16 protein-coding genes are annotated in these 26,792 nt (G+C 40.2%); 6 read left to right on the top strand and 10 right to left on the bottom strand.

Features of this window, described 5'->3' with window-relative positions:
• The first annotated feature begins 60 nt into the window (after positions 1 to 60).
• Both CTY47_RS11470 and CTY47_RS11465 read left to right on the top strand, forming a co-directional pair.
• Complete coding sequence (locus tag CTY47_RS11470; protein WP_099464933.1) at positions 61 to 1,431, top strand: PSP1 domain-containing protein; 1,371 nt, start codon at positions 61 to 63, stop codon at positions 1,429 to 1,431.
• A complete protein-coding gene (locus tag CTY47_RS11465) occupies positions 1,370 to 1,882 on the top strand; it encodes a gliding motility lipoprotein GldH (protein WP_099464932.1) in 513 nt (170 codons plus the stop codon). Before CTY47_RS11470 ends, CTY47_RS11465 begins: the two co-directional genes overlap by 62 nt.
• A gap of 2 nt (positions 1,883 to 1,884) precedes the next feature.
• Here the strand turns inward: CTY47_RS11465 and rodA are convergent, their stop codons facing one another.
• The 7 genes from rodA to CTY47_RS11430 form a co-directional block, all read right to left on the bottom strand.
• On the bottom strand, positions 1,885 to 3,330 hold the full coding sequence (gene rodA / locus CTY47_RS11460) for a rod shape-determining protein RodA (protein WP_099464931.1): 1,446 nt from the start codon (positions 3,328 to 3,330) through the stop codon (positions 1,885 to 1,887).
• Entirely contained in the window at positions 3,320 to 5,194 is a 1,875-nt protein-coding gene (mrdA, locus tag CTY47_RS11455; RefSeq protein ID WP_099464930.1) for a penicillin-binding protein 2, read from the bottom strand. The genes rodA and mrdA overlap by 11 nt, the downstream gene beginning before the upstream one ends.
• Complete coding sequence (gene mreD / locus CTY47_RS11450; RefSeq protein ID WP_099464929.1) at positions 5,184 to 5,699, bottom strand: rod shape-determining protein MreD; 516 nt, start codon at positions 5,697 to 5,699, stop codon at positions 5,184 to 5,186. Before mreD ends, mrdA begins: the two co-directional genes overlap by 11 nt.
• Entirely contained in the window at positions 5,692 to 6,546 is an 855-nt protein-coding gene (gene mreC / locus CTY47_RS11445) for a rod shape-determining protein MreC (RefSeq protein WP_099464928.1), read from the bottom strand. Before mreC ends, mreD begins: the two co-directional genes overlap by 8 nt.
• Before the next feature lie 84 nt (positions 6,547 to 6,630).
• Positions 6,631 to 7,650 (bottom strand): rod shape-determining protein, encoded by a 1,020-nt coding sequence (locus tag CTY47_RS11440; protein WP_099464927.1) that lies wholly within the window; start codon positions 7,648 to 7,650, stop codon positions 6,631 to 6,633.
• A 66-nt stretch (positions 7,651 to 7,716) separates the two neighbouring features.
• Positions 7,717 to 9,240 (bottom strand): bifunctional phosphoribosylaminoimidazolecarboxamide formyltransferase/IMP cyclohydrolase, encoded by a 1,524-nt coding sequence (gene purH, locus CTY47_RS11435; RefSeq protein ID WP_099464926.1) that lies wholly within the window; start codon positions 9,238 to 9,240, stop codon positions 7,717 to 7,719.
• Positions 9,241 to 9,482: 242 nt separating this feature from the next.
• The gene (locus tag CTY47_RS11430) at positions 9,483 to 10,664 is read right to left on the bottom strand and encodes a 6-bladed beta-propeller (RefSeq protein ID WP_233202169.1); all 1,182 of its coding nucleotides are present in this window, start codon (positions 10,662 to 10,664) and stop codon (positions 9,483 to 9,485) included.
• A 403-nt stretch (positions 10,665 to 11,067) separates the two neighbouring features.
• On the opposite strand from CTY47_RS11430, the gene CTY47_RS11425 reads away from it, so the two are divergent.
• Together CTY47_RS11425 and CTY47_RS11420 are read left to right on the top strand one after the other, a co-directional pair.
• The gene (locus CTY47_RS11425; protein WP_099464924.1) at positions 11,068 to 12,681 is read left to right on the top strand and encodes an ABC-F family ATP-binding cassette domain-containing protein; all 1,614 of its coding nucleotides are present in this window, start codon (positions 11,068 to 11,070) and stop codon (positions 12,679 to 12,681) included.
• The gene (locus CTY47_RS11420) at positions 12,678 to 14,531 is read left to right on the top strand and encodes an LTA synthase family protein (protein WP_099464923.1); all 1,854 of its coding nucleotides are present in this window, start codon (positions 12,678 to 12,680) and stop codon (positions 14,529 to 14,531) included. The genes CTY47_RS11425 and CTY47_RS11420 overlap by 4 nt, the downstream gene beginning before the upstream one ends.
• 370 nt (positions 14,532 to 14,901) lie before the next feature.
• Here CTY47_RS11420 and CTY47_RS11415 read toward each other — a convergent pair whose 3' ends face one another.
• The 3 genes from CTY47_RS11415 to CTY47_RS11405 all read right to left on the bottom strand — a co-directional run bounded on the left by CTY47_RS11415 (position 14,902) and on the right by CTY47_RS11405 (position 21,455).
• On the bottom strand, positions 14,902 to 16,152 hold the full coding sequence (locus CTY47_RS11415) for an IS4 family transposase (protein ID WP_262497726.1): 1,251 nt from the start codon (positions 16,150 to 16,152) through the stop codon (positions 14,902 to 14,904).
• Positions 16,153 to 16,673: 521 nt separating this feature from the next.
• The gene (locus CTY47_RS11410) at positions 16,674 to 18,275 is read right to left on the bottom strand and encodes a SusD/RagB family nutrient-binding outer membrane lipoprotein (protein WP_099464922.1); all 1,602 of its coding nucleotides are present in this window, start codon (positions 18,273 to 18,275) and stop codon (positions 16,674 to 16,676) included.
• 15 nt (positions 18,276 to 18,290) lie between these two features.
• A complete protein-coding gene (locus tag CTY47_RS11405) occupies positions 18,291 to 21,455 on the bottom strand; it encodes a SusC/RagA family TonB-linked outer membrane protein (protein WP_099464921.1) in 3,165 nt (1,054 codons plus the stop codon).
• Positions 21,456 to 22,074: 619 nt separating this feature from the next.
• Between CTY47_RS11405 and CTY47_RS11400 the strand changes: the two genes are divergently transcribed.
• Positions 22,075 to 25,194 (top strand): SusC/RagA family TonB-linked outer membrane protein, encoded by a 3,120-nt coding sequence (locus CTY47_RS11400; protein WP_317044077.1) that lies wholly within the window; start codon positions 22,075 to 22,077, stop codon positions 25,192 to 25,194.
• A 25-nt stretch (positions 25,195 to 25,219) separates the two neighbouring features.
• The gene (locus CTY47_RS11395) at positions 25,220 to 26,752 is read left to right on the top strand and encodes a RagB/SusD family nutrient uptake outer membrane protein (RefSeq protein ID WP_099464920.1); all 1,533 of its coding nucleotides are present in this window, start codon (positions 25,220 to 25,222) and stop codon (positions 26,750 to 26,752) included.
• The last annotated feature ends 40 nt before the right edge of the window (positions 26,753 to 26,792 follow it).

The following is a 26,792-nucleotide window of genomic DNA, read 5'->3' as shown; positions in this document are numbered from 1 at the left end:
AATAAATCACTATTTTTGCGTATTGTACATTAAATATATACATATTATACAACCTAGAAAATGGATTTCAAACTAAATACAGGAAGTTGCTGCATGGGAAAAAAGGGATGCAGCAAAGTACAAAATACAAAACTCAATACATACGATTGGCTTTGCGATGTTCCGGATGCAGAGAATGCAACCGATTACGTAGAGGTACAATTTAAAAATACCCGCAAAGGGTATTATCTTAACAGTTCGAAAATACCTTTGGAGAAAGGAGACATTGTTGCAGTAGAAGCAAGTCCAGGTCATGATATCGGAATTGTAACCCTAACCGGAAAACTGGTTCTTCTGCAAATGAAAAAAAACAATGTACGTACCGGAGAAGGAAACGAACCTAAAAAAGTCTACCGAAAAGCAAAACCCAACGATATCGAGAAATACGAAGAAGCAAAGGCTAAAGAACATGCAACGATGATCCGGTCACGTCAGATTGCGACCGAATTAGGCCTAAACATGAAAATCGGAGACGTGGAATACCAAGGAGATGGAAACAAAGCTATATTCTATTATATCGCCGATGAACGTGTAGACTTCCGGCAACTTATTAAAGTACTTGCGGAAGCATTTCGTGTCCGTATTGAAATGAAACAAATCGGAGCCCGTCAAGAAGCCGGACGTATCGGCGGAATTGGCCCTTGCGGACGCGAACTTTGTTGTTCAAGCTGGATGACAAGTTTCGTATCGGTAGCCACTGGGGCAGCCCGCTATCAGGATATTTCGATGAACCCCCAGAAGCTGGCAGGACAATGCGCCAAGTTGAAATGTTGTATCAACTACGAGGTAGATGCATACGTAGAAGCACAAAAACGTTTGCCATCCCGGGAAATTGTTCTGGAAACTAAAGATAATTCATATTATCATTTCAAAACAGATATCTTCAAACAAGAGATTACTTATTCTACCGACAAATCATTTGCCGCCAATCTGATAACCATACCGGCCAAACGTGCTTTTGATGTCATCAACATGAATAAGAAAGGTAATAAACCTATTTCTCTGGAAGCCGACACAAAACCTCAGCCACCCAAGAGAGATGCTCAAGATATCTTAGGGCAGGATAGCGTAACACGTTTCGATTCTGTAAAGAAAAAGAAAAAGAAACGTAGTAACGGAGACAATAATAAGAATGGTACAAATGAAAATACCCGAAATAGTACCAATACAAATATTACCTCAGACAATCCAGAAAACACGGGCAATACCAACAGCAATGGAAACAGAGAAAGAGGTAATAGAAACAATAACCGTTATGCAAATAATGGTAACCGGAGCAACCGTCCGAAGCAAAAACCGAAAATAAACAACAACGATAAGCAGAATAACAATGACAAGCCCCAGCAACCTGTTAAACCGGCTAACCAACCGGAAAACAAGCCAGAAGCTTAAAAGCTGCATTGCTGCCTTTGTATCTCTATTGTTCTTCTCCTGCGAGAATCAGGCCTTGTACGACCAATACCAGGCCATTGATAATACATCGTGGGAAAAGAACAAAGAATATTATTTCACTTTCCATGTAACAGATATATCCACTCCATATAACCTTACACTGGAAATACGAAATAATAACCTTTATCCCTATCAAAACTTATGGTTATTTTGTAATGAAGAATTGCCCGTTGGCCCATTGAAAAGAGATACAATAGAGTGCACGCTTGCTGACGAATACGGCAAATGGTATGGACATGGCATTTCCCTTTTCCAGTCTAGTTTTCCTATTCGTACGAACTATCTATTCCCTTATGAAGGACAGTATACCTTTAGCTTCAGGCAAGGTATGAGGAATGAAGCATTGCCGGGTATTCAGGAGATCGGTATGAGGGTAAAAAAAGCCGAATAAGATCAATGTTCTTTACGGGAAGCATCTAACCGAAGAAATATAAACAACAGGATAGTGAAACCCCACAAAGAAGATCCTCCATAGCTGAAGAATGGCAACGGAATACCAATTACAGGAGTCAATCCTGTAACCATTCCCACATTTATCGCTAAATGGAAGAAAAAGATGGATGCAACACTATATCCATAAACGCGTCCGAATGTATTACCCTGTCTTTCGGCTAATACGATAAGGCGTAAAATAAATATTCCAAACAAAATAAGTACGGCAGCAGAACCCAGAAAACCCTGCTCCTCTCCTACAGTACAAAAAATAAAGTCAGTATCCTGTTCGGGGACATATTTCAATTTCGTCTGTGTTCCGTTCAAAAATCCTTTACCGGAAAAGCCACCCGAACCAATTGCAATCTTTGATTGATTCACATTATAACCTGCACCACTAGGATCATCCTCCAATCCCAAAGAAACTTTAATACGAACCTGTTGATGCGGTTCCAATATATTATCGAACACATAGCTCACTGAAAACAGGAAAGCTAAAGACCCTAATGCAAAAAGAGCTATCAAGACATAATGCCAGACCCAATTCCTTATCGACAAATATATCAAATACAACACCGATAATAACACAAGTCCTTCGGCTATAAAAGCAAAATTAACCGGAGTAAATACAGATACTATATATCCTACCAAATAAGCACATGCCGTGCCTGCCAATATACAAAATATGGCTTTGCCATCCTTCCGCTCAATTTGGATCAAAAGCATCGTTATAACTAAAATCATGCATGAAACCAATAGCTCGCCAACAGGAGTAATCCCTGTAATTACTTCTGAATATTTCATCCCGGCAACAAAGAAAACTACAGCACAAACTCCCGCCAAAAGTATATAGCCAGACATTCCTTCCCGATAAAGCATCAGAAAAAATGCCAGGTAAACCAAAGCAGAACCAGTTTCCTTTTGTAGCAGAATACAAACCATCGGTAAGAAAATCAGCAACAATGTTATCATGAAATTCTTAGGTGTAGTAAGCTTAAAGGCATACGTATTCATCAGTTTAGCAACAACTAAAGCCGTAGCAAACTTTGCAAACTCGGCAGGCTGCAAACGAACCGGCCCCAAAACAAGCCACGAATGCGATCCTTTTATATTAGGAGCAAGGAAGATAGTAGCTATCAACAAAAGAATTACAGCTATATAAATCAGGTTGGCAAAAATATCGAAAAAGTTGCTATCCAACATGAGTATTACAAAAATGATCACAGCCGACAGACCAATCCAAATTAACTGCGAACCAGGACGACCTGACGGATCAAACAGCCCCACATTATCAAACTCATAACTGGCACCACAAATACTAAACCAACCGGCTATTACCATTACAACATAAAGTATAATAGTAAACCAATCAACCGACTTCCATATTTCTGTTTTTCTATAACTCACGATCCGGTAATGATAAAATATTAGGTGACACTACTGCATTGGCCATTGTTTCTTCCAGCAGTTTATCCGCTTCCGAAATAGTTCCGGTCAGGTACTTCTCCATCATCAATTTTCCTATAGGAACTCCATAAGTTGCACCAAACCCTCCGTTTTCAACATATACACAAATGGCAACTTTAGGATTCTGATAAGGAGCAAAACCGATAAACGCCGAATGGTCTTTTCCATGAGGATTTTCCGCCGTACCGGTTTTTCCACAGACTTCTATGCCCGGAATAGCAGCACGCGTACAAGTTCCACCTAGTACGGCATTGCGCATACCTTCGGCCACAATTTCATAATTCTTACGCTCTATCATCGTATAACGCCTATTGGTATAAAGCGTATCCAGCGGAGTGTCTTGTATTCCCTTCACCACATGAGGAGTAATAAAATGACCTCTGTTTGCTATAGTAGCAGCCAAATTACAAATCTGTAATGGAGTAGCAAGTATTTCTCCCTGGCCTATTGCAATCGAAATAATCGTACTGGAATTCCAACGTCCACGATAATATTTATCGTAATATTTACTATTAGGAACAAATCCTCTTTTCTCTCCCGGCAAATCAACTCCTAATTTATAACCGTATCCCATAGAAATAAGGTAATTTTTCCATACTTCAAAAGCTTCTTGAACTGTAGGATACCGTTTACGGCTGTCTATCATATCATGTAATCCCCAACAAAAATACGAATTACAGGAAGTAGCCAGGGCATATGTAAGATTCAGAGGTGAAGCATGCCCGTGACAAGCTGGTTTTCCACCTCTAAACGTATAACCATGGGCACATGTGTATTGCGTTTCTTTTGTAATGACTCCTTCCTGCAGAAAGGTCAGAGCCTGAGTAGGTTTAAAGGTCGATCCTGGAGGATAAAGCCCCATAATAGCTCTATTAAGCAATGGTTTGTCGGGATTCCTTTCCAGCAATTTATGATTTTTACCCCTTTGGCGACCGGATAACATTCCCGGATCATAAGACGGAGTTGAAACCATACATAATATCTCACCTGTCTCCGGTTCAATCATCACTATGCTTCCCCTTTTATTTTGCATTAACTTCTCCCCAAGCTCCTGTAATTCCATATCGATAGATAAGGTCAGATTCTTACCCGAGACCGGAGCCACGTCAAATTTACCCTCTTCATAACGGCCCTTGATGCGGCCATGCGCATCACGCAGCAGGATTTCCACGCCTTTCGTGCCACGCAAAACGCTTTCATAAGACTGTTCTATACCACTGCGGCCGGAGTTGTCGCCCTGAACATAATAATCGTCATTTTCTATATCCTTACGGTTTACTTCCCCAATTGTACCCAACACATGAGCTGCATAAGGATATTCATACTCACGGATTGTACGGTTCTGGATATAAAAGCCAGGGAATTTATATAATTTCTCTTGTAATACACCACACTCACGGGCAGATAACTGGTTCATAAAAACCTGTGGCACATACGATGAATAACCGGGATTCAACCGACGGTCTTTAACGTCTGCCATACGCTTGACAAACTGCTGCTTGGTTATCCCCAAGATATTACAAAAGTCCAACGTATCGAAGGGTTGTATTTCACGCATGATAAACATCACATCATAAGCCGGTTGGTTATACACCAGCATCTTACCATTCCGGTCGTACATAATTCCGCGGGAAGGGTATAGAGTTTTCTTCAGGAACGCATTACTATCGGCCCATGCTTTATAGTCGCTATCTATAATTTGCAAAAAGAACAGACGAACAATAAAGATGAGTACCAATAAAATAACAGCCCCGCCAATTACATAACGTCTGTTTTCGAGTGTGTACTTAGTATTACTCTCCACTTTTCTGAGACTCTATATTGAATGCTTCTACCGTACAAACTAACAATGTTGTCATTGCTACACTTGCAAAAATACGAAGGGCAAGAAACACCGGATCAAAGAATGTCAATGATTCTAATAAAAATAATGCCACATGCTGTATTATTATGAACGTAACAGCATATCTAAAAAAGCCGCCATATCCAAATGTTTTATATGAAGGATATATACCTTCCGGAAGATCCTTCCCCATATAAAACCGTATCAGAGGCTCGCGTAGAAATCCGGCCAATGTACAAGCGGCGGCATGCATTCCCGGGGTATTCGAAAACATATCAATAGCAAGACCAGCCAAAAAAGAAAAAAACACGACTTTGGTTTGAGACATTCCCACCGGAAGTTTAATAATAAAATAAAGATATAGAAATGGCGTTGCAATCCTAAGAAAGTGAATGTTATTCAAGACCAATACCTGAATTAAAACAAACACAACAAAATAAAATAAGCCTCGCAGTAGATTAATCATTTCTTTTCGCCTCTAATTCTAAACTTAGCTGTTCCGCCTGGCGGTAGTTCTTTATAATCCTGACATCGTTCAATGCCTGGAAATCTGTTGCCAATAATACTTCCAATGAATAGAAGTTATCATCATGTTGCTTCTTAAAATCCGAAACCGTACCTACAATAATTCCCGCAGGAAATACGGCCGAATAGCCACTTGTAACAATTGTATCTCCCTTATCAAACTGCACATGGCGCGGTAATTCGTCCAGATTTGCATAGCGGGAGTTAAGCCCATTCCAGCTCAAAGAGCCAAAATAGCTGCTTCCCAACACTTTGCAACTCAACCGGAACTTTGGATTCAACAAAGGAATCACCACTGCAAAATGATCCGAAACAGCGGATACAATCCCAACCACTCCACGCTCGGAAACGACTCCCATATCCCGGTCTATACCATCCTTACGCCCTTTATTTACCGTAATATAATTAGACAAATGCGTCACACTGTTGTTTACAACCTCTGCCATCACACAACTATATGGAAACTGTTCTGTCGAATCAGGCGCAAAGCCAGCGAAGGCAACTGTGTCTGCCATCATCATGTCCAAACGATCCTGCATTTCCAACATTTGAAGTTCCAACTTCCCGTTACGTTCCAGCAACTCCTTATTAATCTCCCGGAGATTCAAATAAGAAGTTACATAACCGGAAACAGAAGCAATGTGTCCTGTTACTACATTTGCCGAACTAAACATGATATTCCGTTGATACGCATTATTATGATAAATGAGTATCAAAGAAAGTACTTCGAGCAACAAAAACAGAAACCAATGCCTCTTCCTCACCAGGAAATCAAGCAGTTTACGCATAGTCTTTAAAAGTTGACAGTTGACAGCTTACAAATGGCAGGTAGATAGTAAATTACTTGTCATTTGTAAGCTGTCAACTGTCAATTATCTAATAAGGAAATTAAATTTATCGATATTTTTCAGAGCCACTCCCGTACCTTTAGCAACTGCATGCAACGGGTCTTCGGCTATATGGAACGGAATATTGATCTTATCAGTCAAACGCTTGTCCAAACCACGCATCAAAGCTCCACCTCCGGCAAGATAGATACCATTACGTACAATATCGGCATATAATTCCGGCGGTGTTTGTTCCAAAGCACTTAAAATTGCAGCTTCCATCTTAGAGATCGATTTCTCCAAACAATGAGCTATTTCCTGATAAGAAACAGGAACTTCCATTGGCAAAGCCGTCATTTGGTTAGGGCCATGAACAACATAATCTTCAGGCGGGTTATCAAGAAACGTAAGCGCCGAACCGACATTTATTTTAATCAATTCAGCCGTACGTTCGCCCACCTTAACATTATGCTGACGGCGCATATATTCCATAATATCTGCAGTCAGATCATCACCGGCAATGCGGATAGACTTATTCGAAACAATTCCACCCAGAGAAATCACGGCAATTTCCGTCGTACCACCGCCTATATCTACAATCATATTTCCTTCCGGAGCTTCCACGTCGATACCAATACCAATTGCAGCGGCCATCGGTTCGTAAATCATATACACATCACGACCACCGGCATGCTCGGCAGAGTCGCGCACGGCACGTATTTCCACTTCAGTACTACCTGAAGGTATACATACCACCACGCGCAAAGAAGGAGAAAACCAGTGATTTCTCTGGTTTATCATTTTTATCATGCCCCGCATCATCTGCTCGGCAGCATAAAAGTCGGCAATTACACCATCACGTAACGGACGAATCGTACGAATATTTTCATGCGTCTTTCCGTGCATTTGCCGAGCCTTTTCTCCTACCGCCAATACCTTATCTGTCCGACGGTCAAGAGCTACCACAGACGGTTGGTCTACCATAATCTTACCATTGCTTATAATAATAGTATTGGCAGTACCCAGGTCTATCGCTATTTCTTGAGTGAAAGAGAATAATCCCATTATAATAATTCTGTTAATGTGTCAATATGCCAATTCGAAATTTCATAATTGGCATATTAGTATTTGTTAATGTTTAAAGTGACGTATACCTGTTTTAACCATTGACAAGCCATGTGCATTGCAATACTCAACAGATAATTTGTCATTAATAGAACCTCCCGGTTGAATTACAGCAGTAATACCTGCATTATCAGCAATTTCCACACAGTCAGGGAACGGGAAGAAAGCGTCGGATGCCATCACAGCACCGTTCAAATCAAAGTTAAATGATTTAGCCTTCTCGATAGCTTGTTTCAGAGCATCTACACGCGAAGTCTGTCCGATACCACTCGCGCAAAGCTGCTTATTCTTCACCAATGTGATTGCATTAGACTTGCTGTTCTTCACCAGCTTATTGGCAAATAACAGGTCTTCTATTTCCTGCGTTGTCGGTTTTTTATCTGTCATCGGTTCCAGATCTCCGGCTACCTGAATACTCAAATCTTTTTCCTGCATCAAAACGCCGTTCAGTAATGAACGGAACTGCACCGGACAAGTCTTACATTCCTTACGAACTAGAATGATACGGTTCTTCTTCTGTTTCAAAACTTCCAAAGCATCAGCATCATAAGCCGGAGCAATGATAATCTCAAAGAATATTTTGTTAATTTCTTCAGCCGCTTCTTTATTGATTGTTGTATTGGTTATTAAAATACCACCAAATGCAGAAACCGGGTCACCGGCCAAAGCATCTTTCCAGGCATCCGTCACATTTGCACGCGAAGCGATACCACAAGCGTTATTATGTTTCAGTATAGCGAAAGTCAATTCGTCGAACTCATCAATCAAATTAACCGCTGCATCAATGTCTAATAAGTTGTTATAAGAAACTTCTTTTCCGTGAATCTGTTCGAACATATCGTTAAACTTTCCATAGAACTTGGCAGCCTGATGAGGATTTTCACCATAACGCAAGTGCATAGGCTCGTCTACACCTGCACGGAAGTAAGAGCCATCGCGTCCGTCAAAGTAGTTAAAGATAGCAGAATCGTAACCGGAAGAAACAGCGAATGCTTCTTTAGCAAACCAGCGGCGGTCTTCAATTGTTGTTTCCGCACCTTTTTCATTTAACAAATTCATCAAAGGTTGATATTGTGCTTTGGAAGCAACGATTACCACATCCTTAAAATTCTTTGCTGCAGCACGTATCAGGGAGATACCGCCTATATCTATTTTTTCAATGATAGCTTGTTCTTCTGCGCCGGAAGCAACAGTTTCTTCAAACGGATAAAGGTCTACTATAACCAAATCTATTTCCGGTATTTCATATTCTGCAATCTGAGCCTTATCTCCTTCATTATCTCTACGGTTCAAAATCCCACCAAATACTTTCGGGTGAAGTGTTTTCACGCGTCCCCCTAAAATCGAAGGATATCCGGTCAAATCTTCCACGGCATCACAAGGAATACCTAAAGACTCTATAAATGTTTGTGTTCCACCTGTAGATACAAAGCTCACGCCTTCATTGTGGAGTTTTTTTAAGATCTCATCCAATCCCTCTTTATGGAATACTGAGACCAATGCACGTTTCATTCGTTTCGTTGCAGCCATCTTTGTTTCGTTTACTTTAATGTTTTAGAGCACAAAATTAGTCATTAATTATTTGGGGCAAAAGAAATTTGAGTAAAATAATATTTAAGGTGTGAATTAAAAACAAAACCCTACTTTTGATCAGACTCATTATTCACCGGCTACTACTGCCCCTCATCTTCATTAGAAAGTTCAACATCAACATTTTTAATATTCCTATACACACATCTGCCTTTGTTATTTTTGTCTGCATAAACATTTTCTTATTGTTTTAACTTCCCAATAAACAGCACATTATTGTCATCTTCGGTAAGGCTATTATTTAATTTCATCAATTTATCCTTCATCTCAGGTGTCATTTTCTCTGATTTTGATAACGCTTTTTCTAATTGCTCTTTAAGCTCGTATGGGAACATATTGGCAATGCAATAGCCTCTGTTAAAAGTCACATAGGAAGGGCCATCAATGTTTCCGAGCATATTAAATTTCAGGTTGGCATAACACCCTTGCAAACTGTTTTTATCTACTATAATTAGCGGAGAACGGGGCACAGTTCCATCCCAACTCGCTCCTTCACCAATTAATCTGATAAAATAATGAGTCGGTAATTCTGCGTAATCATGGCGTACTATATTTTGGTCTTTCCACTTAACTGTAAAAACAGGTTCTAGAACATTGCCCTGTTCATTATAATGGTAGATCGAATCCATAATAGGTCCCCAATGGAACAAAGAAAAATCCAGTAAAGATGTGTTTTGTGAATAATTTACGTCATTACTATAATCCCCCGGGTCTATAACAAAATGTCCGGCATTAATACTTTGTAGGATATTTCCCTCGAAATCCTGTCTCCAGACAACAAATGGCGTATCAATAAAAGGCAAGGCCATCATAGTCAATTCTTTTTTCTTTGCATTAATTCGGAAACGTCCTTTATGAACAGGAAAAGGAAAAGGAATGTGTTGTAATGGCTTTCCCTCCAAATCAAAAACCAATAGTTTATTTGCCCTATAAGAAAGCAAATAAATCCTTCCGTTTTCTTCATCGATATAACTGTCATAGATTGCTATATAATATTCATCAGGTCCTTGACCAGCTGATGATATAGAGCGAATGTATTTGCCTTTTCGATTGAATAGTTTGTAATCTTTGAGGTTACTGTTATAAAGACCAATGTAATTTTCACTTACAGCAAAAGCATAGGAATGACCAACCATAGCTTCTTCCGAATTTTCCAACCGGATTATCTCATAATCGGATAGAAAAAGACTTAAGGGAACATTAAACGTATCTCTAACCGATGAAAAATCCAGCGTTATTAAAGAGTCTGTTTTATGTGCAATTACAGGACAGTCTGCCAATGTCAACCGTTCTTTTTGCTTGTTGTTACAAGAGAAAAAGAACGGAACAATAACGAATAAATAAAAGAGAATTTGGTTCTTCATAATCATTATCTCCATCTGTTTATTTTACACTTTTAAATTTTCTGACAAAATAGCTTTATTTAGTAAGACAATTAATTCTTTCTTATTCTGAACAAAGGATATATCAAATTGATTGATTTCTCCAAAGATAATAAAAAAAAACATTATCAACCAGCCTATTCCGAATATTTAGTAACAAAAAAAGAACAAGTCTACATCTGGTAATAAAAGAATATTTAAAGAAATCGCAACAATCCTCCCGTTTAATTCATCTCGATCTTTTTACAAAATCATCGGGAACATTTAAAAAAATCATCCCGATGATTTATTCCGGTATTGACATTGAAACGATTTTTAGCAAGGTCTCCATAATATTTTTCGTACCTTTGCAGCCTCTATAGCAAATTAATAGGTATTATAAGATATGATTACAGTAAACAATCTGGACGTACAGTTTGGAAAACGCATCCTGTTTCAGGATGTCAACATGAAATTTACACCGGGCAACTGCTACGGTATCATCGGAGCAAACGGTGCAGGAAAATCTACTTTCTTACGCGTTATCAGCAAGCAGCTCGATCCAACGCGCGGCACTGTTAGCTTGGGTCCGGGCGAACGTTTATCCGTATTAAGCCAGGATCACTTCGCTTTTGACGAATATACGGTAATGGACACTGTGCTAATGGGACATACTACCCTTTGGGAAATAATGAGTGAAAAAAACGCTCTTTACGAGAAACCGGACTTTAGCGATGCCGATGGCATCCGCGTTTCGGAACTGGAAGAAAAGTTTGCAGAAATGGAAGGATGGAATGCCGAAAGCGATGCTGCCAGCCTATTGAGCGGCTTAGGCATCAGCGAAGAGTTTCACTATAGCATGATGAAAGACTTAAGCGGTAAGCAAAAGGTCCGCGTACTTCTGGCGCGTGCACTTTACGGTCAGCCGGATAACCTACTACTGGATGAGCCTACCAACGACCTCGACCTGGAAACCGTAAGCTGGCTTGAAAACTACCTGTCAAATTTTGAACATACCGTATTGGTAGTAAGTCACGACCGCCACTTTCTGGACTCGGTATGTACGCATACCGTCGACATCGACTTTGGTAAACTGCAAATGTTTGCCGGCAACTATAGCTTCTGGTACGAATCGAGCCAGTTAGCGCTCCGTCAGCAACAGAACCAGAACAAGAAGGCGGAAGAGAAGAAAAAGGAACTGGAAGAATTTATCCGCCGCTTCAGTGCCAACGTTGCCAAGTCCAAACAGACAACCAGCCGCAAGAAGATGCTTGAGAAACTGAATATCGAAGAGATCAAACCATCCTCACGTCGCTATCCGGGTATTCTGTTCTCACCGAATCGCGAGCCGGGCAATCAAATTCTTGAAGTAAAAGGATTAAGCAAAAGCATCGAAGGCAAAGTCTTATTCAAGGATTTAAATTTCAACATAGAGAAAGACGACAAAGTCGTCTTCATCAGTCGCGACCCGCGTGCCATGACGGCCCTCTTCCAGATTATCAACGGGGAAGATAAAGCCGATGCAGGCACCTATCAATGGGGACAGACCATTACTACCACCTACCTGCCTCTGGACAACTCGGTGTACTTCAATTCCGATTATAATCTGATCGACTGGCTTAGCCAGTTCTCACCCGACACCAACGATGTATTCTTGAAAGGTTTTCTGGGACGTATGCTGTTCTCCGGCGAAGAATTACTAAAAAAAGTCAGTGTGCTATCCGGAGGTGAAAAGATGCGCTGCATGATTTCGCGAATGATGTTGACAGACGCCAACTGTATCATTCTGGACACCCCGACAAACCATCTGGACCTGGAGTCCATACAGGCATTCAACAATACGTTGCAAACATTCAAAGGAAATATCCTGTTCTCCAGTCACGACCACGAGTTTATACAAACCGTTGCCAACCGTATTATCGAGTTAACCCCGAACGGAATTATCGACAGGATGATGGACTACGACGATTACATTACCGATCCTGCGGTTGCCGAATTAAGGGAAAAGTTATATAAATGAAACAAAGGGTATTATTTATCGTAGCCATATTCATAGCCTGGCTTCCGGTTTTTATGATACAAAAACCGGCCTTTATGGCCTACCATCATGAATTAGCGAACAGTAGTTCGCTAATCGATTACCTGCAGGTAATCTTTCATGGACTGAAGTTAGACTGCACCATGTCCGGATATCTGACAGCCATCCCGCTGCTTCTGACAACAGGTTCGGTATGGCTGCACGGAATATGGCTCCGAAAATTACTATCCGCTTACTTTCTTATAATGGCAGCTCTCGTGGCTGCCATCTTTTCAATAGATATTGCATTATACGGTTTTTGGGGATTCCGTCTGGATGCAACCTTGTTCTTTTACCTACAGTCGCCCAAGGATGCCATGGCAAGTGTGCCTGTCGGGTTGTTCATTATCCAGCTCCTCTTGTTTTTTGCCTATACATATATTATATATATCTATTTCAGGAAATGTATTCTTTCGTGGACGCCTGAAACAATGGTGCGCAAACGGATCATCGGGACAATATCATGTTTGCTATTGGGTGGCATTTTATTTATCCCTATCCGGGGAGGCGTCACAACATCTACCGCCAATGTCGGAATGGTCTATTTCAGCCAGAATCAGTTTCTGAACCATGCCGCCATTAACCCCTGTTTCAGTTTGGTTGCTTCTTTGTCCAAACAGCAGGACTTTGCAGCGCAGTTTAACTTCCTACCCGAAGAGCGCCGGGAAGAGTTATTCAAGCAACTCACTTCCCCCCGCAGCAACAAGCAATTTCCCGATTCAATCTGCCCGGAAAAGCAACAGGTTTTAACCACTACCCGCCCCAATATCCTGATTATTCTTTTAGAGAGCTTCTCGGCCAACGCTATCGGAGCCGTTGGGGGTGAAAAAGATGTAACTCCCAACATAGACCGGTTAAGCAAAGAAGGGATTTTGTTTACCAACCTCTATGCAAATTCATTCCGTACGGACAGAGGGATTGTCTCGGTGTTGAACGGCTACCTGGCGCAGCCCACCACCTCGATCATGAAATATCCGGCCAAGAGCCAGACGCTCCCCTCCATTGCTAAAAGCCTGGATAAAGAAGGATATACGGCCGACATGTTGTATGGCGGAGATATAAACTTTACAAACATGCAAAGTTATTTCTTCAGCTCGGGCTACAGCAAAATCACGGCAGACCGCGACTTCCCCTTATCGAGCCGGTTAAGCAAATGGGGAACCAACGACGATATAACCTTTACATGGCTATACAATAACATCAAAGAAAGAGACAATACAAAGCCCTGGCTAACCACCTTTCTTACGTTGAGCAGCCACGAACCTTTTGAAGTCCCTTTCCACCATCTGGAGCACCCGTATCTTAACTCCGTAGCATTTACAGATAGCTGCCTGGGCAGCTTTATAGATAAAATGAAGCTGTTGCCGGCATGGAAAAACACATTAATTATACTGGTTGCAGATCATGGATTCCGCTATCCCGAAGATGTAAAAGATTTCGAACCCCGCCGCTTCCACATCCCGATGATATGGCTGGGAGGCGCAATAAAAGAACCTATGGTGGTAGATAAATATGCCAACCAAACCGATCTGGCAGCCACATTGCTTAACCAGCTAGGATTAAAACACAATGAATTTGCATTCAGCAAAGACATTTTTGACCCATGTTATCCCGAATATGCCTTCTATACCTTTACCAACGGGTTCGGGTTTATAAACCGCACGGGATACTCGATCTACGATAACGAGAGCAACAAAATACTTATGGAATCGTCTTCCGACAACAGCAGCGAACGCACCGACAACGGGAAAGCCCTGCTGCAAACGCTTTACGACGATCTGGGAAGCAGATAAACAAAAAGGAAGTTGCCTACCTTCCACAGGTTGATAGCCTACCCTATTCAATTTAGTTGCCTACCTAAAAAGTATCAGATCATAGTCTCAATACAAGATCGTTTCTATCACTTTGGGCTTGACCCAAAAGTAACCAAAAAGTCAAGGCTACTCCGGCAAAAAGACTTCGCTGAACCAGCGAAACTCGCTTCGCTCAAACAACCGCTGGTTTTGACGCTGTGTCTTTTACCTGCGTTTAACACCCTGCCGCTGATGTCGCTAACAAGGGAGCAACGCTCCCTCTATGGATTGCCAATATGGTCTGCTCTTTTATGGCTTTAGCCTGGTTTCAATTGCCGTCTGCTTTAGCTCAATGTCATTAAGTTAAGCACTAGACCGCTCTTTTATAATTCGTAAGTGTCACATACTTGCCTAGAAGTTTGATTGATTTCTTTGTTCGTGTATATTTCCTGCCTGGCCTGACAGGCTCTAAATACCTTTCGAATAAGGAAGTCAATTCCTTCAACAAGTAACCTGCTTGTTCAGCATGGAGAAATAAATCGATAACCCTCCCTTTCATCAGAGCCCAGCATACGTTCTTATTGATCTTATACTTGATTGTCCTTTGTCGGTTTACAGTTCGCACGTATTCCTCACAGCTCTCTTCTATAACGGCTTGCAGGTTGAACACAAAAATGTTAGCATAGAAGTCCTGTTCTATACTAACAGGGCTGATCCCACTGAAGCACTCTACCTGTAGCTCATTTTTGAGGTAGCCATAAGTGGTCTCCACCGGCCAACGCAAGAAGTAGAGTTCCTTTAGAACCGGAAGTGTATATGCTTTTGTGTCGTAGAGATTCGTTATCAATATCTCGTCCTGACCATCATCCAGCCGTATTCTGGCCAGGCGAACCTTGACCTCTGTCTCCGGTGGGATTTCCACACCCTGATCCTTTAAGCCTTTGATCGCCTTATAAGTGGCTCGAAGGGTGACTATCTCTTCTTTTTTGCCAGAGGAACGGAACTCGTCAACCACCTTGCAGAAGTTTGCTTGGGCACGCATCACGAAGTGAGAGTCTTGCCTGTTTATTAGTAAATAGAACAACATGAAGGATGGATATCCGCGGTCCAGTAGCAGCAAGTCGTCCTTATTCAAGAAAGGGATCAGGTCGCATGCCGTGGTACGCTCAGCCTCTTTGAGTGAGCATAATTTGCTATTAACCACCAACTTGTTCAATACGTCATAGAGAACTGAAGCACGGGCTGTGGCCGATTTTATTCCATGCTGGTTGGTACTGTATCCAAAATGCTGTCTCAAAGCTCTCGTATTTGGCAATGATAACTTCGTGCCATCAATGGCGAATATCCTAAAACCTCGCCACCTCCTCTCTTGCCTCCGGGTATTCCGATAATAGGAGGATATCAGTATGTCATTCCAGTCCTGAAAAAAGACAGGCTTTAATTTTCTTCGCTGTTGGCAAAAGGCCGACTTGGTCACGGTCGCAGAGCTGATATGAGAAAAAAAGCTCTCTAGTTCTACGCTTAAACTCCTTTTTAAGAGATTGATATGTAACGCAACCATCCTCGAAAAGGATAAACTGCGTTTACGCGTGAAATCTGTTGCCTTGTTTACGTATCGCATTTTTGTTTCTTTATCACTCATTGTATTTTGAAAAAACTCATTCAAATCGTTTATTATTTCTATATTTGCGGAAACCATTGGCTTGTTTTTTTAGATTCAATTATAAAAAAACGGAGTTTCCGTTTTCAATCCAATGGTTTTTCTCTTTTTTTCTCTTCCTGAAAAAACTTATCATCCATTCTGCATTATTGAACTTCCACTTTCTTGTAAAGCTTCTCTTCATTGTCATGAGAACACAGGGTTGTCAGGCACTTATCGCTTAACTTAATGACATTGCGCTTTAGCTGACGGACTAAAGGGGGATTTATCTGTATTGGCTTTAGCCAAATTTCTTCTCGGAAAGCTCTTTTTGATTATCTCATTCTTTGTTGGTCCCAAGCCATAGATTCGCAACACAAAATGAGCGTAGATTAACGCAGATATTATTTTAAAGAAAATATATAATCTGCGTTAATCTACGCTCGTCTGTGTCATCTGTATTCCATGAGATGGCGGATCAAGTCCGCCTTAACATAGATGTATTAACGTGAGCCGCCAGCCCACCATACCGGATCAGAATAAACATACTGGCCATTGCCAAAGGCTTCCTTTATATTCAAATTAGACAATACATCGGAACTACCATATGTATATCTCAACGGAAACTTAGTCTGGTTGTTCGGGTTTGCCAACTCAACAAAGTTTTCGCCCATAGCTTTCATTCTACGATAATCATTATACGCCTCTACAGCTTCGCCGGATGCGCCGAAGAATGCCAGATACTTCTGAACCATTGTTTCCTTTAATGGGTTTGCATCAAACAAAGGTTTTACGTTATCTGCAAAATAAGCATCAGCCACATCTGCCGAAAGGTCAACCTCACCTTCGATACCCCAATCATAGATTGAAGACTCCAATGCAATCGCAGTATTAGCAAAACCAACAGCAATTGCTTCTTTCAAAGCTGCTTCAGCTTCCGTGTTTTTCTTCAAACGGCAAAGAGCTTCTGCCTTGATGAATAAAAGTTCATGATAGCTCAACAGTTGGGTAGGAGCCGTAATAGCCCAGTCTGCCAATGAACAGTCATAGTTCATAGTACCCTGAACCGGATTACCATTAGGAGCTGCAAATATCTTGGCAGGATCGGTAGCCTGTTCCATCGGCTGTCCGTAATTATAATTCCAGCTTGTAGCAAATGATTGTGCCAAACGCGGGTCTTTACGATCCGTCATTTTCTTAATCAAACTCTGGCTAGCGCCTAAACCTGCACGGCTATACATGAAGTCGAACAAAGGATTCAACTGGTTGTTGCCATCATACACAGCAAATTTCATTTCCTCTCTGGATGAAGTAAATGATTTGGAAATATAATCCAATACCTCATTCAAAGTCTGCGTAGGATTTGCACTTTTAGACAAAAGGCGCATTGTGTAACGGGCTTTCAATCCATAAATAGCTTTCTGCCACAATGCCTTTTCAGCATCTATTTTACCATTGGAAGCTTTACCGTAAATCAAATCCTGCATACCCATAGATCCTGTAGCAGCGGCATCTGTTCCGTTCAGCAATACAAAAGCATCATCCAAGTTTTGCATGATCTCTTTATATATTTCTTCCTGCTTATCGATTGCCGGTTGCATATACAGCGGCGTACCCTGGTCCGTATATTCGCAAGCTTCCTTAAATGGTATATCGCCAAACAAGTCTGTCATAAGAGCATAGTTGTAAGCATAAAGTACTTTTGCAACACCTAAAGTTACATCGTTGCCCTCTTCAATACCACCTTCGGAACACTTTGCAATAACATCTTTAATGTCGCGGATATTCTGGTAAACGGCTCCCCACATATTATTATAAGTAGCTGCCAGGTTTGGTTCGCCACTACGGATCTCGGCATTATACGTTTGGTTGTCTATACCAACCTCATGCTCCATGTAGATAGAAGCATACGTAGAAAAGTCTCCGCCAACTGCATTCAAAGCAGTACAGGTCATTACATCCGTCATAATAAATTTAGACGAAACAGTCTGCGGATGATTCTTATCTGCATTGATTTTATCCATCGTATCTTCAGTACAAGAAGCCAACGGTAAAGTTATCAATGCGAAAGCAAATAATCTTTCTGCTATTTTATTTCTTTTCATTTTCCTTTTACCTAATTAAAATTTAACATTCATACCAAAACCATAACTTGAAGTCTGAGGCATTGAATAACGTTCAAAAGCACCTGTCATGTTATTATTACCCTGAGACGATTCCGGGTCGAAATTCGGGAACTCAGACCACAACAGAATGTTACGGGCAAATACGTTTACTGTAATAGACATCCATTTCTTCTCCAATACAGGATAGCTCAAAGCAATCTCTCGTAATTTTAAGAAAGAACTATTATAAATAGAGGCTTCATCGATATTATTAATTGACTGGAAATAATTCTGCCATGCACTAGCTCCTTTAATTTCAATATCATTTTTAGAACCGTCTGCTTTTACACCGTCTACGATGAAAGATTCCGTATCACGGCCTTCAGTTGCTTTACTCATACCGAAGTAGTCCAGCAAACCGTTGGTTCCACCATACATCTGTCCACCTTTCTTCCAATCGAATACGGCACTCAAGCTAAACTTCCATACGCGGAGATCGGTATTGAAACCTAAAATAAAGTCAGGGGATACGCTTCCGATTACCTGGTCTTTTCCTGCCTGAGGAACACCATTCTCGTCAACAATCAGATTTCCTTTATCGTCTCTTAAATAACCTACACCGTAGATAACTGGGAACTTATCTCCAATTCCGGCACGAACCTGAGGCGTTACGAAACCACCAAGGAAAATACTTTCCACACCAGGAGCCAGTTCGTCAACATAGTTGTCGATCTTTGTCCAGTTGGCTCCAATATTCCAGTCTACATTCTTAGTACGGATCGGGTTTACGTTAATAGTCAACTCGTGAGCGTTTGTATGAATACGTCCACCGTTTGTCAACAAATCCGAAGCACCTGTAGAACCGGCCAATGGAACCTGGAATATCTGGTCTGATACATTCTGACGAGAGAATGTATAGTTCAATGTCACCAGATTATTAAAGAAGTTCAAATCTGCACCAAGTTCATAAGAACGGGTGTTCTGAGGTTTCAAATTCGGGTCATAAATAACCGGATACGGAACAAAAGCTCCCATACCGTTAATAGGATAAACAATAGGATCAATCTGGTAGAAACCGCCACCATAAACAGGGGTGTAATAATAGTTTTCATAGTAATCGCCTGCCTGTCCTACTTCTGCATATGAAGCACGGATTTTTGCATAGTTTACAACTTCATTCTTCAGTGGTTCCAACTCTGTCAGGATAAAACCGGCAGAAACGGAAGGATAAAAGAATGAACGGTTATTACGCGGCATACTAGACACATAGTCGTTACGTCCTGTTACATTCAGGTATAACATATTACGATATGAAGCAGAAACACTACCGAAGAAACCAACTGTACGTTTGCTGCGCTGACGTTCCTGAGATTGCAATGTCGTTGCATTTTCAATATGGTTCCATCCCGGAAAATTGAATGAAGAACCAAATTCATAATATTTTTTTGTCTGGTTATGTACAACCTCATTACCCAAAATAGCATTCAATGTCCATTCCGGTGAAATAGTCCAGTCGTAATTAACAGTCAACAAAGAGTTGAAAGAGACATTACTCCAACCATAGTCTTCAACCTGTCCATTCATATTGGATCCTTTATTTCCGTAGCCCCAGATATCTTGATAGTGAGTTGTATAAGAATCTACACCAATCTGATATTTAGCATTCAGCGTATGATTGTCTGTTCCAAATTTTGTTTTGAAATTAAGGAAGCTATTACCAAAGAAACGATTTGTCTTTTCAATAAACTCATTATTCTTTACAAACCAGGGAGCAATAGCAAACGTAGTACTACGGAATGAATTCTGTTCATATATACTTTGTGACGTATGAGAAGGAATACCATTCAAATCATAACTAACAGGCGTAGGATAAACTGTTGCAAGTAATGCATCATTAGCAGCCGGCATCTTTTTAATCTTTGAATTAATATAATTCGCAGTCACACCTGTAGTCCATTGTTCATGCAATTTAATTTCTGAAGTTATTTTTGCATTGTAACGATCCATACCTGTTTCAGGAATAATACCATCCTGAGTAGACGAACCCAAAGAAAATGCATAAGACGCTTTCTCTGTAGCCTGTGCCACATTCAAAGAATTATTCCAGGTAACACCTGTTTGGAAAAATCCACCAATATTATCGTAAACCTGAGGAGTAGCCCAAGGATCTATTCCTGCAGCTGCACGCTGTGGTACATAATATTTACCTGCATACTTCTGCGTATCACCTCCGTTATACTTATTAGCAACGTTACCCCCATATGTAGGATCATTTGCAAGATCTGAAATTTTAGGACCCCAAGATGCAGAGTTATAAGGAGAATAAGTGCCATTTGTACCCTGAGCGAATGTCTGCTGCAATTGCGGCTTACGTCCGAGAACATCAAACGATACGTTTGTATTGAATGAAACCTGAGGTTTTCCTTTTTCAATACCCTTACCACTCTTTGTAGTAATTACAATAACACCATTAGATGCGCGAATACCATAAAGAGCTGAGGCTGCCTGACCTTTCAAGACATTAATGCTCTCAATATCATTCGGGTCGATATCTACTGCACGGTTTGCAATATCGGTACCGGTTACACTAGCTTCCGTATCAATATCTGCAGAAGAAGCGATAGGCATACCGTCGACAACGTACAACGGAGTATTATCTCCTGTAAAAGAACGGGCTCCACGAATTGTAATTTGAGAAGAGGCACCCGGCATACCGGAAGAAGGTTTAATATCCATACCAGAAACCTTACCTTGTAAAGCACCAGCCAAGTTAGAATTAGCTCCTTTCGTCAGTTTTTCAGCCTTTACGTCCTGAACAGCATAACCCAAGGCTTTTTTCTCACGAGAAATACCCATCGCAGTTACAACTACTTCATCCAAATTCTGAGTATCTGATTTCAGTTTCACCATTACATTAGAAGAAACCGGAACTTCTTGTGTAGTCATACCAATATATGAAACTACCAATATTTTCCCGTTTGCGGGAACTTCCAAAGAGAAATTACCATCGAAATCGGTTACGGTTCCAATAGTAGTCCCTTTTACGATAATCGATGCACCAATAACCGGCTCTCCATCTTCGGCAGATGTAACATGTCCTGTTACTTTAGTCGCCTGAGCCATCGCCATACCTATGCTCATCACCAAGCACAGTAAAGCAAAAGTCAACTTTTTCATCATAAACACACTCTTATTTATTAAACTTATACATAGAAAACAATCTTTCTTAAATTTAGTTCTATCAGAACTATGTAAAAATTTTAAGATTTTATATCGAAATACCTATTTGCATTAAAAACGGCTGCAAAAATAGAAAAAAACATCAATAAAAACAACAAATTATTATTTAACGCCCTGTTTTGCTTCTTGTTTTTAACTTCAAGTGTGTCATAATGTCAATCAAGATAGTTTTTTTTCTGTTTGAAATGTTAAAATAACATCCTCTAAAGCATTAAACTTATATAATTTGTTCCATTTTGATAGTTTTTATGGAACGTAATTATTTGTTTATTTTATCATAGATAAGGTTCTTAAATATCAGGTGAGTGCTTTTTTCATAATTTATATACCTCGTATTTATATCTTATATATTTCAAAAAATAAAGGTAAACCCAATTTGATACTAATTATACATTTAAGTTCTGATAGAACAATCCACTACTCCTTATTATCAATTCATAATCATTCCATTACAATACAGGTTGAATCTATAATTAAAAAGTTCTGATAGAACTAATTCCAACAGAATTACAGATAGCTATTTTATATATATAAGTTTAACAAATAATAGAGTGTGTTTATGATGAAAAAGTTGACTTTTGCTTTACTGTGCTTGATGATGAGTATAGGTATGGCAAGTGCTCAAACAAAGCAGGTTACCGGTACGGTTACATCTGCCGAAGATGGAGAGCCGATTATTGGCGCCTCTGTCATTGTGAAAGGTACCACAACAGGTACAGTTACAGATTTTGATGGAAAGTTCGAACTTACAGTTCCTTCTTCTGCTAAAACGTTAGAAATCTCTTATGTCGGTATGACAACTAAAGAAGAAGCAATTAAACCGACAATGAAAATTGTTTTAGAAACTTCAGCACTGAATTTAGATGAAGTTATGGTTGTAGCTTATGGTACTGCTAAGAAAAGTTCATTTACCGGTTCTGCAGCTGTTGTAAAAAGTGAGGATCTGGCAAAAATCCAAACTTCTGATATTACCAAGGCTTTGGAAGGTCAGGTTGCAGGTGTACAGCTAACCAATAGTAACGGCCAGCCAGGTGAAGGCTCAAAAATCCGTATTCGTGGTATTGGTTCTATCAATGCTTCCAGTGATCCGTTAATAGTTGTTGATGGTGTACCTTATGATGGAGACTTAAACTCTATTAACCAACAGGATGTTGAATCAATGACCGTACTAAAAGATGCTGCTTCTAACGCATTATACGGTGCACGTGGTGCAAATGGTGTAGTTCTGATCACAACAAAAAAAGGTAAAAACGGTAAAGCACGAGTTTCATTTGACATGAAATTAGGAGCTAACTCCCGTGCTATTCCCGAATATGACATTATGACCAGCCCCGTTACTTATTACGAAACTTACTGGACTGCACTGAAAAATCAGGCAGTCAGCTTAGGCAACGAAAATCCGGGTCAATATGCAAGCAATAACTTAATTAAAAAATTAGGTTATAACATCACCAATGTAGGCAACACTGAAGTTATTGACCCTACTACCGGAAAATTTAACCCTAATGCAAAAATCATGTATAAGGATGACTGGGCAAAAGAATTGTTCCAATCAAGTTTGCGTCAGGAATATAACCTGAATATCAGCGGAGCTAGCGATAAAACCAGCTACTATATATCATTAGGTTATCTGGATGATAAAGGTTATATAGTTAATTCCGATTTCAGCCGTTTCTCTACTCGCCTTCGTTTGGAACAACAAGTTAATGACTGGTTCAAGGTTGGTGGTAACTTAGCTTATGCCCAGGCAGAACAAAACTCTCCTGATTTTGATGCAACTTCCGGTGTAAACATGTTCTATGCTTCCCGTGTCATTGCTCCTATTTATCCGATCTATGGATACGATAACGAAGGAAACAGATTATATGAAGAAAGCGGCCGTCCTGTATACGATTATGGAACAGGCACAAACAAACGTCCTATCTTATCCATGTCCAACCCATTGGGTACACAAAATCTGGATCAGAATAAGTTTAAGAATGAGAACTTTTCAGGAAACCTTTTTGCTGAAATTTCTTTCTTAAAGGACTTCAAACTTACGGTTCGTGGTGGTATGGAAAACTATAGCAAACGTCAATTGGTTTATCAAAACGGACAATACGGACAGTTTGTAGCTCAAAATGGTATTTCTACAATACAGAACGAAAAGACCCAGAGTCTGAATATGTTGGAAACATTAACATGGGAACACTCTTTTGGACTACATTCTTTTAATGTTTTGCTAGGTCATGAAAACTACCAACGTAAATATGAATACTTGTGGGGTTCTAAAAACAATTTCATTTTCCCTTCTTCCAGCGAGTTAGATCAGGCTATCAGTAATCCTAACACCGGATCTGGTACAACTGAATACAATACAGAAGGTTACCTGGGACGTATTGAATATAACTACAATGACAAATACTATTTCTCTGCCAGCTATCGTCGTGATGCTTCTTCTAAATTCCATCCGGACAATCGTTGGGGCAACTTCTGGTCTTTAGGCGCATCTTGGAGATTAAACCAAGAAAACTTTTTAAAGGATGTTGAGTGGATCGATAACTTGAAATACAAAATCAGCTACGGTTCTCAAGGTAATGACGGTTTGTTATTCAATGGTGAAGAAATCCTTTATCCGTATATGGACCAGTTCCAGGTAGTAAACAGTGCCGGTAAGATCGCTGTTGTCAGGAACTATAAAGGAAACAAAGATATCAAGTGGGAAACAAACTACAACTTCAATACAGGTTTTGAATTTATGTTATTCCAAGGACGTTTGAACGGAGGTATCGACGTATTTACAAGAACTGCAAAAGATTTGTTATTCTATCGTCCCTTACCATTCTCTACAGGAAACAAGAGTTATCCTGACAATATCGGAGATATGCGTAACATCGGTTTCGAAATCGAGTTGAGCGGAACTGTAATGGAAAAAGATAACTTCAAATGGACAATGGGAGTTAATGCAACACACTATAAAAACAAGATTTTGTCTTTACCTCCTGAAAGAAAAAAGACGGGTATTGTTTCAGGCAACTTCCGTATGATGGAAGGTGGTTCTATCTATGATTATTACCTGAAAGAATACGCAGGTGTTGATCCTCAAGATGGAAGCGCAATGTGGTATAAAGATGTTACTGATGCAAACGGCAATGTAACAGGAAAAACAACAACCAAAGTTTATAGCGATGCAACAGATTACAATTTAGGTTCTGCCCTGCCTGCTATTTATGGAGGTTTCAACACTGCCGTACAATTCCATGGCATAGACTTATCTGTAAATTTAAGCTATCAGATAGGTGGTAAAGGTTACGACAGAATTTATGCAAACCTGATGAGCTCCGGAAGTGAAGGACAAAACTGGCACAACGATATTTTAAAAGCATGGACACCAGAAAACACAAATACAAATGTGCCGAGAGTCCAGAATGCCGAACAATATGCTAATACATATTCAAGCCGTTTCTTCACAAATGCATCTTATCTGAACCTGCAAAACATCACATTGGGGTATACATTGCCTAAAACATGGATAAACGTACTTCAACTTGAATCTGTCCGTTTCTATTTTGTAGCAGATAACGTTGCTTTATTATCTAAACGCAAAGGTTTTGACCCACGTCAGAATTGGTCAGGTGAATCAGACTATAACTATGCAGCAATCCGTACTATTTCAGGAGGCTTGCAGGTTAGATTTTAATCCATAATCTCAGACAAATAAAAAAATGAAGAAAAAATATTATATAATAGCATTACTTGCAACAACGGCACTGTCATTCAGCAGCTGTTCCGAGGATTTCTTTGATGCAAATCCGGGAGACCGTGTAACAGAAGGACAATTAGAAGAAAATCCTAATCCGAATGCATTGGTAAACGGTATGAATGCCTTCATGATCCAGTTTAACTCATTAGAAAGAGAAAATGGAGAAGAACGTCATAACGACTTCGGATATATGGCAACAGCCCTCTCTATGGAACTTTGGGGTGATGATATGGTTCAATATACATCCAATTACGGTTGGTATTATGACGACTATCAATATTCTAACCGTGGATATGAATTCCTGGAAGCAGCACGTCACTGGAATTATTTTTACAAACTAATCCGTACGGCAAATGACGTATTAACTGGTATTGTTTCAGATACAGAAGACCCGGAAATGTTGGCAGCCAGAGGACAAGCTTATGCAATGAGAGCATTTGCCCACCACGTTTTAGTTCAATTGTATCAACATACTTACAAAGGTCATGAAGACGCACCCGGAATACCTATCGTTACAGAAGATATGACTTCCGAACAGTTAAATAATAATCCTCGTAAAAAAGTTTCCGAAGTTTATGCACAAATCGAAAACGATTTGAAACAAGCATGCGAATTATTGAAAGGATGGGAAAGGCCTTCTAGCGTATATATTAATTATGCAGTAGCTAAAGGATTTGAAGCTCGTGTACATTTGTGTAAAGAAGAATGGAAAGAAGCTGCCGAGGCTGCCGAAGAAGCCGTTGCAGGATTTCCTGTAATGGATAAAGCCGGGCTTAAGGAAGGCTTTGTTAGTATGGACAACAATCCATCATGGATGTGGTCTTCTGATGTTACTTCACAATCAAGCATTGCCATAGGAGGTATTACCAATTTCACATCACACGTTAGCTCAACAGCTTACGGTTATGCAACCGCCGGTGAAATGTATAAAAACATCAGTACCGAATTATTTAACAAGATACCAGACACTGATGCCCGTAAAGACTGGTGGTGCAAATCCGACAGTTTGGTATTCGTTGTTGGAGCAGGTATGGTAAAATTGCCCAAATATGCCAATTTGAAGTTCGGTTATTACGATACAGAAGGTAACAATTTCAACGATTTATGTTATATGCGTGCGGAAGAAATGCAGTTGATTGCAGCAGAAGGTTATGCCATGAGCGGAAACCTTCCGCAAGCCAAATCGATTTTGGAAGACTTCGTTCAGACTCGTCAACCGGACTACAAATGTACAGCAAACAGCGTTGCTGAAATGCAAAATGAAGTTTGGGTTCAACGTCGTATCGAGTTATGGGGCGAAGGTTTTGCATGGTTTGATTTGAAACGCTTAAAGAAACCTATCATCCGCAAATATGAAGGTACAAATCATAATGACGATGCTATGTTTGATTTCCCTGCAGAAGATCCGATCTTCAATTTAAGAATCCCCCGTACTGAAATTCAAAACAACGGAGGTATTTCTGAAACAGACAATAATCCGATGCCAAACGTTTAATCGGAAAGAATTATAAGAAAAGGGTAGAATTTGTATTCTA

The organism is Parabacteroides provencensis (genome assembly GCF_900232875.1).
Taxonomy (GTDB): domain Bacteria; phylum Bacteroidota; class Bacteroidia; order Bacteroidales; family Tannerellaceae; genus Parabacteroides; species Parabacteroides chinchillae.
Note: the sequence above shows the minus strand (reverse complement) of the source record. Positions and strands in the feature narration are given on the sequence as shown.